This is a genomic window from Tepidimonas thermarum (genome assembly GCF_007556705.1).
Classification (GTDB): domain Bacteria; phylum Pseudomonadota; class Gammaproteobacteria; order Burkholderiales; family Burkholderiaceae_C; genus Tepidimonas; species Tepidimonas thermarum.
This window is the reverse complement of record NZ_VJOL01000005.1, coordinates 69,686-84,965: the sequence shown is the minus strand read 5'-3', so window position 1 is coordinate 84,965 and position 15,280 is coordinate 69,686. Positions and strand designations below refer to the sequence as shown.

Annotated in this window: 9 protein-coding genes and 1 pseudogene; 3 read left to right on the top strand and 7 right to left on the bottom strand. The window is 67.7% G+C overall.

Going from position 1 to position 15,280, the window contains the following annotated elements; all coding sequences use genetic code 11:
* Nucleotides 1-126 precede the first annotated feature (126 nt).
* The 3 genes and pseudogenes from Tther_RS02730 to cobA all read left to right on the top strand — a co-directional run.
* Nucleotides 127-2,424: pseudogene (locus Tther_RS02730) on the top strand (nitrate reductase); the annotation flags it as partial.
* Between the two features lie 48 nt (nucleotides 2,425-2,472).
* Entirely contained in the window at nucleotides 2,473-3,402 is a 930-nt protein-coding gene (gene ybiB / locus Tther_RS02725) for a DNA-binding protein YbiB (RefSeq protein ID WP_143900637.1), read from the top strand.
* 11 nt (nucleotides 3,403-3,413) lie between these two features.
* Entirely contained in the window at nucleotides 3,414-4,232 is an 819-nt protein-coding gene (gene cobA / locus Tther_RS02720; RefSeq protein ID WP_143900636.1) for a uroporphyrinogen-III C-methyltransferase, read from the top strand.
* A 69-nt stretch (nucleotides 4,233-4,301) separates the two neighbouring features.
* Here the strand turns inward: cobA and ppc are convergent, their stop codons facing one another.
* The 7 genes from ppc to Tther_RS02685 are packed head-to-tail and all read right to left on the bottom strand — an operon-like array spanning nucleotide 4,302 to nucleotide 15,280.
* Nucleotides 4,302-7,121: a phosphoenolpyruvate carboxylase gene (gene ppc, locus Tther_RS02715; RefSeq protein ID WP_143900633.1), complete on the bottom strand. Its 2,820-nt coding sequence runs from the start codon at nucleotides 7,119-7,121 to the stop codon at nucleotides 4,302-4,304.
* A gap of 9 nt (nucleotides 7,122-7,130) precedes the next feature.
* Nucleotides 7,131-8,732, bottom strand: coding sequence for a glucose-6-phosphate isomerase (gene pgi / locus Tther_RS02710; protein ID WP_185974982.1), 1,602 nt, complete (start codon nucleotides 8,730-8,732; stop codon nucleotides 7,131-7,133).
* Between the two features lie 46 nt (nucleotides 8,733-8,778).
* A complete protein-coding gene (locus Tther_RS02705) occupies nucleotides 8,779-9,993 on the bottom strand; it encodes a YuxH family protein (RefSeq protein ID WP_143900629.1) in 1,215 nt (404 codons plus the stop codon).
* 54 nt (nucleotides 9,994-10,047) lie between these two features.
* Nucleotides 10,048-11,289: a flagellin N-terminal helical domain-containing protein gene (locus Tther_RS02700; protein WP_143900628.1), complete on the bottom strand. Its 1,242-nt coding sequence runs from the start codon at nucleotides 11,287-11,289 to the stop codon at nucleotides 10,048-10,050.
* 13 nt (nucleotides 11,290-11,302) lie between these two features.
* Entirely contained in the window at nucleotides 11,303-13,255 is a 1,953-nt protein-coding gene (gene flgK, locus Tther_RS02695; protein ID WP_143900626.1) for a flagellar hook-associated protein FlgK, read from the bottom strand.
* Between the two features lie 13 nt (nucleotides 13,256-13,268).
* Nucleotides 13,269-14,159, bottom strand: coding sequence for a flagellar assembly peptidoglycan hydrolase FlgJ (flgJ, locus tag Tther_RS02690; protein WP_143900624.1), 891 nt, complete (start codon nucleotides 14,157-14,159; stop codon nucleotides 13,269-13,271).
* 2 nt (nucleotides 14,160-14,161) lie between these two features.
* On the bottom strand, nucleotides 14,162-15,280 hold the full coding sequence (locus Tther_RS02685; protein WP_143900622.1) for a flagellar basal body P-ring protein FlgI: 1,119 nt from the start codon (nucleotides 15,278-15,280) through the stop codon (nucleotides 14,162-14,164).

Below are 15,280 nucleotides of genomic sequence, written 5' to 3'. Positions count from 1 at the left end.
GGTTTCCGCAATGCTCGCCGAACTCGACGACGAGTGGCTGACCGGCAAGGTCTATCTCAACTTCAACCTGTAACCCGGTTGTCATGACCACCCAACCGGAAATTTACAGAAAAGAGGTTGCACAATCATGACGACGTGGACCACGCGCAATGCTTGTTCATCGCCGGCAGCAACACGGCCTACGCCCACCCTATTCTGTTTCGCCGCATCGAGGCGGCCAAACAACGCCGTCCGGAGATGAAGGTCATCGTCGCGGACCCGCGCCGCACCGATACCGCCGAACTGGCCGACCTCTACCTCCCTCTGCTGCCCGGCACCGACGTGATGCTGTTCCACGGCCTGCTGCACATCATGGTTTGGGAGGGCTGGACAAACACGGCTTATATCGCGGCGCACACCAATGGCTTCGACGCCTTGAGGAATCTGGTGCGCGACTACACGCCCGAGCTCGTCGCCCAGACCTGCGGCCTGAGCAAGGACGACCTGCTCACCGCGGCACGGTGGTTTGCCACCTCGGCCGCCACCTTGAGCCTGTACTGCCAGGGCCTGAACCAGAGCGCCAGCGGCACGGCCAAGAATGCCGCCCTCATCAATCTGCACCTGGCCACCGGGCAGATCGGCAAGCCTGGTGCTGGCCCCTTCAGCCTCACCGGTCAGCCCAACGCCATGGGTGGACGCGAGGTCGGTGGCATGGCCAACCTGTTGTCGGCCCACCGCGACATGGCCAATCCCGTCCATCGGGCCGAGGTGGCCGCTCTGTGGGGCGTTCCCGATGTTCCTTCCAAGCCGGGTAAGACGGCTCTGGAAATGTTCGAAGCCGCCGCAGACGGCGAGATCAAGGCGTTGTGGATCGCCTGCACCAACCCGGCGCAGTCTTTGCCCGATCAAGCCACCGTGCGCCGCGCGCTGCAGCGCGCCGAATTCGTCGTGGTGCAGGAGGCTTTTGCCACCGCCGCCACCTGCGACTACGCGGACGTCCTGCTGCCAGCGACCACCTGGGGCGAGAAAGAAGGAACGGTCACCAACAGCGAGCGGCGCATCAGCCGCGTGCGCGCAGCGGTCCGCGCGCCCGGCGAGGCGCGGCATGACTGGCAGATTGCCGTCGAGGTGGCGCGACGCTTGGAGCATCGGTTGCGTCCGGGTTGCGCATCGCTATTTCCGTACGAATCGCCAGAAGCCATTTGGAACGAACACCGCGAGTCCACCCGAGGCCGTGATCTCGATATCACCGGTCTGAGCTATGCCATGCTGGACGCCAGCGGCCCACAGTTTTGGCCGCTGCCTGAGGGCCAGACCAGCGGAAAACCCCGGCTCTATGAAGACGGTGTATTCCCAACGACCGACGGGCGAGCAAGCTTCGCAGCGATCCCCTATGAGCCGACAGCCGAACAGCGCCAGATCCGGTATCCCTTTTCGTTGACGACGGGTCGTCTGCGTGACCAGTGGCATGGCATGACGCGCACCGGTACGCTCGGTCGTTTATTTGGCCATGTTGCGGAGCCCGCCATCGACATGCACCCCGCAGACATGGCACGGCATCGGATCGAGGACGGCGACCTGGTCCATGTGACCAGCCCGCGCGGCTCCATCGTCGTGCCCGCGCGCGCTTCGACCGCGGTGCAGCCGGCGCAAGCCTTCATTGCGATGCACTGGGGTTCGGAATACCTCAGCGGGCGCGGCAATCGGGGGGAACCCCTGGCAGGGATCAATGCGCTCACCACCTCGGCACGCTGCCCCAGATCCAAGCAACCCGAACTCAAGCACACCGCGGTACGAATCCTCAAAGCCGATTTCCCCTGGACGCTGGTGGCCATGGCCTGGCTGCCCCACGCATCGGCGCTCAAGACCCAGGGCGAACTGCGCGCGCTCATGCCCAAGTTCGAGTTCGCCTGCTGCGTGCCCTTTGGCCGAGAACGCACCGGCGTTCTATTGCGCGCAGCGGCCTACGAGGAGCCCGATCCGCTTCTACTGGATCGCATCGAGGCGATGCTCGGTCTGAATGCCTCCGATGCACTGCGCTATTCGGATAGCCGCCGCCACCAACGCCGCAGCGCACGCCTGCGCCGCGGGGAAGAAGGGGACGTCACGCTCGAAGCCTTCTTGCTCGCCGGCGACACACAGGCCGAACCGTGGCTGCGGACGCTGCTGCAAGAAGCCCTGCCAGCAGGCGCATACGGCCGCCTGCTGCTCAAGCCCGGATCGGCAGCGCCGACGGCTGTCGTCGCCAAGAGCCGCCAGGTCTGCACCTGCTTCGACGTCAGCGAGGAAGCCATCCTCGCCACGCTCGCCCAGTGCGAGGGCAGCGACGCCGAGCGCATGGACGAGCTGCAGAGGCGACTTCGCTGCGGAACGAACTGCGGCTCCTGCATCCCCGAACTGCGACGGCTGGTGAAGGCACTGCCGGCTCATGCCAGCGCGCACTGAATTTGCTTATCACCTTTCCTCATCAAACCCTCAGCACAATCATCCATCATGGCAATCGGCGCGTACATTCGGGTGATCGGCCGCGGCAGGGACGGCGCGCGATCTCTCACGCGCGAGCAGGCGGCCGACCTGTTCGGCCAAATCCTCGACGGCAACGCGAGCGACCTCGAAGTCGGGGCGTTCTGCCTGGCCATGCGCATCAAGGGCGAGACCGCGGCCGAACTCGCCGGGTTCCTCGACGCCACCCATGCCCGTCTGCGTCGCGTTCCAGACCACGGCGGCGTCACCGTCGTGCTGCCCAGCTACAACGGCGCACGCAAGTTGCCCAACCTTACCCCGCTGCTGGCACTGCTGCTGGCGCGTGCGGGCTTTGCCGTGCTGGTCCATGGCACACCCACGGAGGATGCCCGCATCACCAGCACCGAGGTGTTCGCCGAGTTGGGCCAACCGACCCTCGACCGCGTACCCGAGTTGTCCGCCGGCCAATGCACCGTGATCTTCACGGACGCGCTCAACCCCGCCCTTGCGCGATTGCTCGAAGTGCGTCGAACCGTCGGCCTGAGAAACTCGGCCCACAGCGTTGTCAAGCTGATGACCCCCTGCGAGGGCCGCGCGTTCGTCGTCAGCAGCTACACACATGCGGAGTACGCGGATTCGATGGCCGCGACACTCAGCATGACTGGCACCCATGCCATGCTGCTGCGCGGCACTGAGGGCGAGCCCTTTGCCGATCCGCGACGCACGCCACAAATGGAGGTGTTCGCCTACGGTCAGCGACGCGTGGCGCAGCCGCCCCAGGGCGGTTCGCTGGTCGCGCCGGTCGGTCTGCCACGCGAGACGTCGGCCGCTGCGGTCGCGGCATATATCCACGATGTGTTGGCCGGGCGTCTCCCCGTCCCCGAGCCGATCGCCAGACAAGTGGCTCACATCCAGTTTGAACTCGAACGCCGAGCCGCCCAAGCGACCCCCCTGTTGTGAAAGCCGGTACCATGAACACACCCCTCCCCTCCTCCTACACCGCATCCTCCAGCCGTTTGGCCCGAGGCACTGTCACCCTCGTTGGCGCCGGCCCCGGGGATCCGGAGTTGCTCACGCTCAAGGCGGTGCGGGCCATCGGTGCCGCCACGCTGCTGCTGGTGGACGATCTGGTGGGTGACGGCGTGCTGGCGCATGCGTCCCCGACCGCTCGCATCGTGTATGTGGGCAAACGCGGCGGCTGCCGCAGCACGCCGCAGGCGTACATCGAGCGGCTGATGGTGAACGCTGCGCGCGCCGGCGAGACCGTGGTGCGCCTCAAGGGCGGCGACCCGTTCATCTTTGGCCGCGGTGGCGAGGAGGTGGAGCACCTGCAGGCCGCCGGCATCACGGTGCAGGTGATCAACGGCATCACCGCCGGCCTGGCCGCTGCCACGGCGCTCGGGGTGCCGCTGACACACCGTGACCATGCGCACGGCGTGGTGTTCGTCACCGGCCACGCCAAACCTGGCGATACCGGTACGGACTGGGCGCAACTGGCCCGGACGGCGCGCGACGCGCGGCTCACCCTCGTGATCTACATGGGCATGGCCGGCATCGAGCCGATACAGCGTGGCCTGCTGTGCGGCCTGCCGGCGCACACGCCGGTGGCCGTGGTGCAAAACGCGAGCCTGCCGACGCAGCACCACGTGCTGGGCCGCCTGGGGGATGTTCGCGAACTGATTGCGCGCGAGCGTCTGGGCAGCCCCGCGGTCATCGTGGTGGGCGACGTGCTGCAGGGGCTTGCAGCCGCGGCGGGGGCCGGGGAAGGTCGCGAACCGCGCGCGGCGTGACCTTGTGCGTGTGACGACCCGTCTGCAAACAGGGGGGGGTTCGCAGCCGGCACCCGCACGAACCAACACTCAACCCGTATTGCGCAACCCCGCTGCGATGCCGTTGATGGACAGGTGGATGCCGCGCTTGACCTTCTCGGCCTGGTTGCCGGCGCGGTAGCGGCGGATCAGCTCCACCTGCAGGTGGTGCAGCGGGTCGATGTAGGGGAAGCGGTGCGCGATCGAGCGCGCCAGCGCCGGGTTGTGCGCCAGCCGCTCGGCCTGCCCCGTGATGCGGGTGAGCGCCTCGTGGGTGCGCTGCCACTCGGCTTCGATCGCCGCCCAGATCGTGCGCCGCAGCCGCGCATGGGGCACCAGCTCGGCGTAGCGGCGCGCCAGCGACAAATCGCTCTTGGCCAGCACCATGTCCATGTTGGACAACAGCGTCCGAAAAAACGCCCAGCGCTGGTGCATCTCCTGCAGCACCGACCACGCCGCCTCGGCCCCCTGCGCATCGCACAAGGCCTGCACCGCGCTGCCAAAGCCGTACCAACCCGGCAGGCTGATGCGGCACTGCCCCCAGCTAAAGCTCCAGGGAATGGCGCGCAGGTCTTCGATACGCTGTGTGGCCTTGCGGCTGGCTGGGCGCGAGCCGATGTTGAGTTCGGCGATTTCGCGTATCGGCGTTGCCTGAAAAAAATAGTCGGCAAAGCCCGGGGTCTCGTAGACCAAGGCGCGGTAGGCGCGCAGGCTGGCTTGCGCCAGCGTCTGGGCCACGCGCACAAAGCGCGCGGGCACCGGTTTGGGCGGCGGCAGCAAGGTGGCTTCCAGCGTGGCGGCCACCAGGGTTTCGAGGTTGCGCCGGCCAATGTCCGGGTTGGCGTACTTGGAGCCGATGACCTCGCCCTGCTCGGTCAGGCGGATCTGCCCGCGCACGGTGCCCGCGGGTTGGGCGAGGATCGCCTCGTAGCTGGGCCCGCCGCCGCGGCCCACGGTGCCGCCGCGCCCGTGGAAGAGCCGCAGCCGGATGGGGGTGCCCACCTCTTGCGACAGGCGGTCAAACAGCGCGGCCAGGGCGGTCTCGGCCTGGTACAGGGCCCAGTTGCTGGCAAAGATGCCGCCGTCTTTGTTGCTGTCGGAGTAGCCCAGCATCACGTCTTGCTCGTGATACTGGCCGGGCTGGCCACGCAGCACCAGCGCGGCAATGCCGGGCAGGTGGTAGAAGCCCTCCAAGATGCCCACCGCGTGGCGCAGGTCGTCGATGGTTTCGAACAGCGGCACCACGATGAGGTCGGCGCGCGCGTCGTGGTCGAGCGTGCCGCGCAGCAGGCCGGCCTCCTTTTGCAGCACCAGCACCTCGAGCAGGTCGCTGACCGACTCGGTGTGGCTGATGATGGCGTGGCGGATGCTGGCGCTGCCGTAGCGCTCGCGCAGCTCGCGCGCGGCGGCAAAGATGGCCAGCTCGCTGCGCGTGTGCGCGTCATACGCGGCACCGGGCACGTGCAGCGGACGCGCGTCGTTGAGCACGCGCAGCAGCAGGGCCTGCTTGGCCGCTTCGTCGAGCGCGCTGTAGTGGGGCTCCAGCCGCGCGTGCGCGAGCAAGTCGGCCACCGCGCGTTCGTGCTGATCGGAGCTTTGGCGCAGGTCGAGCGTGGCCAGGTGAAAGCCAAACACCTGCACGGCGCGCATGAGCGGGCGCAGGCGCGGCTGGGCCAGCGCCGCGCAGCCCTGCGCGTGCAGCGATTCGTCGATGACCCGCAGGTCCTCCCACAAGGCCTCGGCACTGGGGTAAGGGTCTTGCGGAGCCACGGCGTGGCGGGTGGCTTCGCCGCCGGTGAGCTCGCGCAGCGTGGCCGCCAGCCGCGCGTAGATGCCGATGAGGGCGCGCCGGTAGGGTTCATCGGCGCGGTGCGGGTTGGTGTCGGGCGAGCGCTCGGCCAGCGCTTGCATGGCCGGGGTGACGGGCCGCAGCATGGCCGACAGCGACAGCTCCGCGCCCAGGTGGTGGATCTCGGTGAGGTAGTGGCGCAGCGCCACATCGGCTTGCTGGCGCAGCGCCAGGCGCAGCGTGTCGGCGTTGACGTTGGGGTTGCCATCGCGATCGCCCCCGATCCACTGCCCCATGCGCAAAAAGGGCGGCACCGTGTGCCCCGGCAGCGCGTGCTCGAGGTCTTCGTACAGGCGCGGGATTTCACCGAGGAAGGTGGTGCGGTAGTAGGCCAGCGCGTTCTCGATTTCGTCGGCCACGGTGAGCTTGCTGTAGCGCAGCAGCCGCGTGTGCCAAAGCTGGGTGATGCGCGCGCCAAGGAGCGCCTCGTTGGCGGCGAGCTCGCGCGGCAGGTGGTGGTCGTCGCCGGCGGCGGCGAGCGCGCGCAAGTGGTCGCGCTCGGCCAGCAAGCGGGCGATGTCGCGCTCGGCGTCGAGCACGCTTTTGCGCTGCACCTCGGTGGGGTGGGCGGTGAGCACCGGCGAGACGTGGGCGCCGGCCAGTGTCAGGGCGATGGTCTCGGCGGCCACGCCGGCGCGCCGCAGGCGCTGCCAGGTGTGCGCCAGGCTGCCCGGCTGCACATGGCCGGCGCGCGCGTGCACCGCGCGGCGGCGCACGTGGTGGCGGTCTTCGGCCAGATTGGCCAGGTGGCTGAAGTAAGTAAACGCCCGAATCACGCTGACCGCCTGGTCGTCGCTGAGCGACTGCAGCAGCCGCTTCAGGCGCCGCCCGGCCGACTCGTCGGCTTGGCGCCGGTAGGCCACCGACAGCAGCCGGATTTGCTCGATCAGGGCATAGGTCTGCTCGCCCTCCTGGGTGCGGATGACGTCACCGAGCAGCCGCCCGAGCAGGCGGATGTCCTCGATGAGCGGGCGGTCCTTGTCGGCGTCGGTGGTGCGGGGCGCGGTGCGGGTGCGGGGCATGGTGGGTGGTCACGACACGGTGTGGGGGTCCCGGGTTTGGGCCAAGCGCTGGGCCATGTGCTTGCCCAGCTCCACGCCCCACTGGTCGAAGGCGGGGATGGCCCAGATGATGGACTGGCAAAACACTTTGTGCTCGTAGGCGGCGATGAGCGCGCCCAAATGAAACGCGTCGAGCGCTGGCAGCCACAGGATGTTGCTGGGGACGTTGCCGGCAAAGCTGCGGTGCGCGGTGAGCGCGCGCACCTGGGCTTCATCCAGGCCGGCGGCGCGCAGTTCGGCAGCGGTGGTGTCGGCATCCCGCCCCAGGGCCAGCGCTTGCGCTTGTGCTTGCAGGCTGATGGTGACCAGCCGCTGGTGGTCGGCCGCCAGCGGCAGCGGGGTGTCGTCGTGCAGCACGCCGATGAAGTCCACCGGCACGCGGTGACGCCCCTGGTGGAGTAGCTGGAAGTAGGCGTGCTGGCCCTCGATGCCCAAGCCCCCCCAGACGATGGGCCCGGTGGCGATGTGCGCGGGCGTGCCGTCGAGGTGGGTGGACTTGCCGTTGGATTCCATGTCCAGTTGCTGGACAAACGGCACGAAGGTGGCCAGCCGGCTGGCGTAGACCGCCACGAGTTGGGTGGGGCAGCCCAGGAAGTTGCGGTTCCACACCCCCAGCAGCGCCAGTGCCAGCGGCAGGTTGCGCGCGGGCGGCGCGGTCCAAAAGTGCTGATCCATGGCATGGGCGCCCGCCAGAAAAGCGCCAAACGCCTGCGCGCCGATGGCCACGGCCAGGGGCAGCCCGATGGCCGACCACACCGAGTAGCGCCCGCCCACCCAGTCCCAGAAGCGGTAGGTGTGCTGCGGGGCGTAGCCGTGCTGGGCGGCCACGGCGGGCGCGGCGGTGACCGCGATCAGATGGGGCGCTTGCGCCTGCGGTTGCGCCAGGCCATGATCGGCCAGCCAGCGGCGAGCCGAGGCCGCCAGGGTCAGGGTCTCGGGGGTGGTGAAGGTTTTGCTTTGGACGATGAAGAGGGTGCGGTCGGCGTCCAAGCCGCGCAGCACGCTGTGCAGCGCCCAGGCGTCCGGGTTGGAGACGAAGTGCACGCGCACCTCGGGGTGGGCGTGCGCGGCCAGCGCCTGCACCGCCATGCGCGGCCCCAGGTCCGAGCCGCCGATGCCGAGGTTGACGACGTCGGTGATGCGCTGGCCGCGGTGGCCGCGCCAGTGGCCGCTGCGGATCGCTTCGGCCGCAGCCAAAAAGCGCCGCAGCTCGCTGCGCACGGTGGCAGCGATGTCAGCGCCCCAGGGCGGATCGGGCACGTCGCTGCCGCGCAGGGCCACGTGCAGCGCCGCGCGCCCTTCGGTGACGTTGATCGCTTCGCCGCGCCGCTGGGCCTGCCCCCACTGCGCGACCTGGCTGTCTTCGGCCAGCTGCAGCAAGGCTTGCCACTGCGGCAGGGTGACGGCCTGCCGGGTGGCATCCAGGCGCAGGCCCGCGGCCTCGAACTGCAGCGATTGCGTGCGCGGGTTATCGGCGGTGGCCAGCAGCTCGCGCAGGTGCGGCTGCGGGGCCTGCGCCAAGCGCTCCAGGCGCTGCCAGGCAGGGCGTTGGGTGGGGAGGTCCACGGTCATCATCACGGTGTCGGATTGTGGCGCACCGAAACCACCACCGCGCGCCTCACGGCTGCCGCCAGCGCGCCAGGGCGCGCAACAGCGCCGTGTTGACGTGACCGAGGTCGAAGCCCGCCTCCTCGCACACCAAGGGCAGCTGCTGCACCTGTGCGGGGTCGGCCAAGCGCCGCGCCACATCCAGATACGGCGCGTACGGACCCGTGCCCTCCACCAGCGCCTCGACGACGGCGTCGGGCAGCGCGATGCGCTCCAAGATCTCGCGCAACGGCCGGCGCAGCCAGCGCTCCAGCGTCGAAAACAAGCCCGTCAGGTAAATCTCGGTGGCCAACGCCTGTTGGGCGCCAGCCTCCATCAACAGTTGCATGAGCTGCGCACGCAGCACAAGCGACTGCCGCACCGGCTGCAAATCGGGGTCGGCCACCGCGCCTGGCAACAACCGCAACAACGCATCGCGAAAACGCCGCTCACCCAGCAGCAAGATCGCCTGGCGCACCGAGGTGATCTCGCGCCCCGCGGCCCATCCATCGCCATGGACCAGCTGCAGCAAGCGGTAGGTCAGCAGCACATCGCTGTGGATGAGGCCGATGACGGCCTCGATCGGCGCATCGCGCAGCAACGCCTGTTGCACGCGCAGCAACGTGGGTTTGTCGATGCCCAGCGCCCCGGGTGGCCGCGTGTCCAGGGCATCGGCCTCCGGCCAGCCGACCACGCCCCAGGCCTGCCGCACGTCCAGGCAGTGCGCCGCCAGCGCCACGCGGCCGATGTTTTCGTACAGATGGCCGGGCAGCACCGGGCTGTCCGCCGGGCGCGCCGCTGACAACGCCTGCTCGACGTGCTCGGGCCACAGGTGCAGCAGGTAGCGCAGATGCGACGCCGCGCCCTGCGACGCCACGCCCTGCACCACGGCGCGCGCACGCCCCAGGGGCAGTGCCTGCACCAGGCGGTGTCCGTGGCGGCGCGCCAGCGTGAGGGCCTGCAACAGGTCGGGCGGCATGCGGGCGCCGAAATCGGGCACCTCGAGCCAAAAATGCTCCGGCGGTGACGCCGACAAAGCCTGCCGCACATGGGCCGGCTCGGCCAACGCCACCAGCAAAAACGGCGACCCGGCCGACCACCAGTCGGCCATCGCATGCAACAGGTGCGGCACATCCACACCGTCATCCAGCAACCGAACCTGCAAGCGCGCGCCAACCAGACGCCGCCCGGCGCCCCAGATCGGCTGATAGGTGAAGACCGCGTGATCGAGCGGATTGAAGCCCATGGCGCCGACACTGTAGCCGATATCGGCCCCCCTCTGGCGCCGGGCCGCGGCCGGTCAGGCCAGATACTGGAACAGCGAAAGCCGCTGCACCTGCGCGTACGACGACAGCCCGGCCTGATACGCCAACTGCTGGGTCTGAAAGCGCGAAATCGCCTCCACCATGTCGAGGTCGGTCAGCTCCGACTGCTGCTGAATGTGGTAGTCCTCCCGCGCCTTCATGGCAGACTGCATCGAATCAGCCCGGTTGAGCCAATCGCCCAACTGGCCGCGGGCGGACATCAGGGCGTCAAGGCGTTGCCCCAATTGGGCGTTGGCAGCGCTTAAGTTGTCTTGCAAATTCTGATTGTTTTGCAAAGCAAAAATCGCCCGATCCAATGTCTCCCAGATACTTTGGTCGGCGGTCGGGGCCGACTGGACTGTAAAATAGTCACCGGCGACAAGTGTGCCGCTGAACGTCAAAAGCAGCCCCTCAAACTCCACTTGGGGTGGCGACGTGGAATAGGTCACAGAGGAGGGTGGCAATGTTACAGGCCCAGAGCCAAAGTTACGCGTTACCGTAAAGCCTGAACCATTAAAGGTCGCCGTATAAGTTCCCAAATTACCATTGCCGTCGCGAGTAACCAAGGCTGGCGCTTGATTTTCAACGGAAATCACTGTAGCCGTACTCGATGTCGTTGACACCTCGATACCCAAGTTGCCCACGAAAATGGGATAACCGTCAATGACCGCAGGAAGGGAAGTCCCTGTCGCAGCCGTCTGACCGGAAATCCCCAGCCAATCAACCACGCGATTGTCGGTTCCGTGGTAGGCATTCAGGGCGGCGGTTACACGGTTTTGAAAGACTTTACCATATGAACTCGACGTACCCAACCCCATGAACAACGGACGCCCCAGCGTATCCTTGGTGTTGGCGAGTTCCAGAATCCGCTCACGGATGCCGTCCAGTTCCTGCGCAATCGTGCGGCGGTCGCTGTCGTTGAGGGCACCGTTGCCGCCCTGCACGATCAGCTCCTTGGCCCGGTGGTAGAGATCGGTCACGGTGGCCAGCGTGCTTTCAGCCAGCTCCAGATTGCGGCGCGAAGCGTCGAGCGCACGCTGGTCGGTCTGCACCCGCTGCATGCGGGCTTGCTCGCGCTCGGCCAGGGCGGCAGCAGCGGGGTCGTCGCTGACGCGGCGCACGCGCTTGCCAGACGATAGCTGGTCCTGCAAATCGGCCAAAGCCGCACCCCGCTGTTGCAGCCGGTTGATGGTGCTGTCGTAGCTGTAAGCGGTGGCCACACGGTAGAGGGTCGTCATGGTCGTGCCTCCGTCAACGGAAGGTGCTCAACAGCGTGTCAAAAACCGACTGCACGGTTTGCAGGTATTTGGCCGACGCCTGATACGCCTGTTGGAACTGCAGCAGCCGCGCGGCTTCCTCATCCAGGTTGACGCCGGCCGCGTTGGCGCGGCGCTGCTCGGCGTCGTCGGCCTGCGCCTTGGAAAACGTAGCGCGCGTTTGCGCCGCATTGACCCGCGAGGCCAGATTGGAAAATACGGCAACATACCCCTCGCCCAGCTTGGTGCTGCCGTCAAATAGCACCTGATCGCGCAACCCCAACATGGCTTGCGCGTTCCCGCCATTGAAGGCCACCCCGGTCGGGCCGGTGTTGGAGAGCACAAACACATCGCCATTCTGCGGCTGGCCGCGCAGGGTCAACTGAACCTGGACGGTGTCAGTGCCCGATGTGTACGTGAACACCATGGGTTCGCCCGGGGTGTAAGACACGGTTGCGGGCGTGAATCCGGCGAGCGAAAACTGATTGGGCGCCGTAAACGTCAGGTTGGCTGGCAACGTTGGGGTTGTCCACGTACCGCTGACGACGGTGGCGGAAACCGACTCGATCGTGGCGTTGCCCAAGTTGGGTGTTCCGAGCGCGAGCGCCACGCGCGACGCTGCGGCCAGCTCCGCTGGTCGCGACAGCGCCATCTGCAGCGAAGCGGCGGCAGTCGCACCGTGGGTAACGACGAAGCGATCGTTGGCTGCCGCAGTCCCCGCAGCGGTCAGTCTCACGCCATCGACCACCACCCCGCTCGACAACGTCAGCGCCGCAGGCGGTGTCGGCTGCCACGCCGTTCCACTCCAATACCAACCGTCGCTGGAGCGCTGGACTTGGCCCTGCGTGGCCGAGGTCATGGTGACGATATAGTCCTCCGGCTTGAGGGCAGCGACATCGGTCACCGTCGCTGCGACGGAACCGCTACCCGTGTTGGTTGCCGCCGGTTTACCTGTCAAAGGCGCAATATCGAATAGGGGATCGCCGGGGTTGCCCAACCCATTCAAGCCGCTGACTTGCTGTCGGTTGACCGTCTCCGCCAACGCCAGCGCCATGCGCCCCAGCTCGGCCTGGGTTTGGATGACGTCGCGGTTGACGAAGTCCAGCACACCCTTGAGCTTGCCGCCGCTCAAAAAGTCGGTGGACACGTCGTAGCGGCTGGCGCCCTGGACGAATTGCAGCTTGAGCTGCCGGTCCCCGTCCACGTCGGCGCGGGCGGTTTGCAGCTGCGCGGCTTGGTTGCCCAGCACCAGCGGCAAGCTGCCGGCCACAAAGACCGACAGCGTGCCGTCGTCCGCCGCCAGGGTCGTCACCTGCACCTGCTCATTGAGCTGGGCAATCAGGCGGTCGCGCTGGTCGAGCAGGTCGTTGGGGCTGGCACCACTGCCCTGCACGCGCGCGATGGCGTCGTTGACGTTGGCGATGGCCTGGGCCAGTCGGTTGATTTCCTTGGTGATTTCACTGGCCTGCAGGCGGGCACCCTCGGCAATGTCGGTGATGCGCGCGGAGGTGTCGCGTATGCGTGCGGCCAAGGCATCAAAACGGTCCAACACCACTTGGCGCGCCGCGCTGTCGTTGGGGCTGGAGGCAACATCGACCCACGCGTTGAGCGCATCATTGAGCAGCTTGCCCAGGCTGCCCTCACCCAACGGGAAGAGCGACTCCACGCTTTGCAGGTAGCCGAAGCGGATTTCGTCGGCCGACGCCGTGGCGCGCGTGAGGTTGGACTCGCGCGTCAAAAACGCGTCATAACCCTCGCGCGTGACCGCCTCGATCTGCACCCCTTTACCAAAGTAGCCACTGCCGAGCTGCTGCCCCGGCACCGAGTTGAATTCCACCCGCTGGCGGGTGTAGCCGTCGGTATTGGCATTGGCGATGTTGTGGCCGACGACCTGCAGCGCGGCCTGGTTGGTGGTCAGGGCGCGGGTGGCGATGTTGAGGGCGCTCATGGCTCAACCCCGCTCAGACCAGGGCGCGCTGCAGCTGCAGCGCGGTGTTGATGACGCGGCTGAGCTTGGCCGCGTACTGCGGATCGGTGGCGTAGCCGGCCTGCTGCAACTGCTGCGCAAACGCCTGCGGCGAGTGCAGGCTGCGCAACACCGCCTGATAGCGCGGGCTGCCGGTGATGAGCCGGGCGTAGTCGCGAAACGCCTCGGCATAGCTGTCGTAGGCGCGAAACCGTTGCACCACCTTGCGCGGCTGGCCGTCCACGTACTCGGTGGTGGTGACCTCGGCAACTTTGCCGCTCCACCCCGGCCCGGCTTTGATGCCAAATAGGTTGTGGGAATGGTGTCCGTCGGCCATGCGGATTTCGCTGCGGCCCCAGCCGGTCTCGTGCGCGGCCTGGCCGATCATGAAGGCGGCCGGAATCCCGCTTTCGCGCTGCACCTGTTGCGCCACGGCGCGGTGCTGCTCGACAAAGGCGGCCTGTGCTGCGCTGGGGCGTGGCGTGCCGCCGGCATCGGGCATGGCGGCTGGCGCTGTCGCGGGCGCGGCTGCGCCATCGGGCGCGCGGGGCCGCGCAGCGGGGTCGATTTGCTGCCGCAACTGGCGCTCGATCATCTCGCTCAAGCCACCCGGCAGCCCGGTCATCTTCAGTGCCCACTGTTCGTCCAGCAAATCGGTGCCCAGTTCGCTGCCCTCGTTGTCCATCAGGCCACTTTTCATCGTCGCTTCGCGCATGGACTTGAGCAGTTCGCGCATGAACAGCGCCTCGAACTGACGAGCGGTTTCCTTGAGCGCGGCCTTGGGGTCGCGGCCCGATGCGGTCTTGAGCGCGTCGAGGCTGCGGGCGTCTGCAGCCAGCCCGCGGGCGGCATCTGCGCCGAGCGTGAAGCGGACATCGGCCACCATGGTCAGAGCACCTCCAACTCGGCCTGCAGCGCACCAGCGGCCTTGAGGGCTTGCAAGATGGCCAGCAGGTCCTGCGGCGTGGCCCCCAGTTTGTTCAGGGCGCGCACCACGTCCGCCAGCTGGGCCGAGGCCTCCACCTCCATGATCTTGCCGCCCTCCTGCTGGATTTGGATGTCGGCCTTTTCGGTCACCACGGTTTGGGCGCCAGGCGGCGCAAAGGGCCCGGGCTGGCTGACCTGGGGCGTGGAGCTGATGCTGATCGACAAATTGCCGTGCGCGATGGCCGCCGGCGCCAGCTTGACCGCCTGGTTGAGCACCACCGAGCCGGTGCGCGCATTGAACACCACGCGCGCCGTCGGCGTGGCCAGCGCCACAGGCAGGTCCTCCAGGCTGGCCAAAAACGCCACGCGCTCGTTGGGGTCGCGCGGCGCGCGCACCTGCACCGTGCGCCCGTCCAGCGCCTGGGCCGTGCCGTCGCCAATCGCCTGGTTGATCGCGCCGGCCACGCGCGATGCGGTCTGAAAGTCGTCCGCCCGCAGGGCCAGCGTGACCGTCTCGCCCAGCAGCAAGGGGGTGGGGACGGTGGCCTCGACCAGCGCGCCGTTGGGGATGCGCCCAGCGTTGAGGTGGTTGACCGTGACGCTGCTGCCCCCGGCGGCGGCACCTGCACCGGCGATCACCAGGTTGCCCTGCGCCAAGGCATACACCTGCCCGTCAGCGCCGCGCAGCGGGGTTTGGATCAGGGTGCCGCCGCGCAGCGACTTGGCGCTGCCCACCGAGGACACTGTCACGTCGATGGTCTGCCCAGGTCGGGCAAACGGCGGCAGCTCAGCGGTCACCAGCACCGCGGCGACGTTTTTGGGCTGCACCGTCACGCCCTGCGGCAGGCTGATGCCCATTTGCTGCATGAAGTTGGCCAGGCTGCGCGTGGTGTAGGCATTGTTGCCGTCGCCCGTGCCATCCAGCCCCACCACCAGCCCATAGCCCACGAGCTGGTTGCTGCGCACGCCCTGCACGGACGCCACGTCCTTGATGCGCGTGGCGTGCGCCGGGGCCCACGTCAATGCCCAGGCGACCATCACGGCCAGCCACCAGCGGGGAAGAAAAGTCCATCGGTTCAT

Coding starts and splice junctions, on each gene's coding strand:
- Tther_RS02700 (WP_143900628.1), bottom strand. CDS start 11,289: ATGACGACCCTCTACCGTGTGGCCACCGCTTACAGCTACGACAGCACC.
- Tther_RS02685 (WP_143900622.1), bottom strand. CDS start 15,280: ATGAACCGATGGACTTTTCTTCCCCGCTGGTGGCTGGCCGTGATGGTC.
- ppc (WP_143900633.1), bottom strand. CDS start 7,121: ATGCCCCGCACCCGCACCGCGCCCCGCACCACCGACGCCGACAAGGAC.
- flgJ (WP_143900624.1), bottom strand. CDS start 14,159: ATGGTGGCCGATGTCCGCTTCACGCTCGGCGCAGATGCCGCCCGCGGG.
- cobA (WP_143900636.1), top strand. CDS start 3,414: ATGAACACACCCCTCCCCTCCTCCTACACCGCATCCTCCAGCCGTTTG.
- pgi (WP_185974982.1), bottom strand. CDS start 8,732: ATGACCGTGGACCTCCCCACCCAACGCCCTGCCTGGCAGCGCCTGGAG.
- flgK (WP_143900626.1), bottom strand. CDS start 13,255: ATGAGCGCCCTCAACATCGCCACCCGCGCCCTGACCACCAACCAGGCC.
- ybiB (WP_143900637.1), top strand. CDS start 2,473: ATGGCAATCGGCGCGTACATTCGGGTGATCGGCCGCGGCAGGGACGGC.
- Tther_RS02705 (WP_143900629.1), bottom strand. CDS start 9,993: ATGGGCTTCAATCCGCTCGATCACGCGGTCTTCACCTATCAGCCGATC.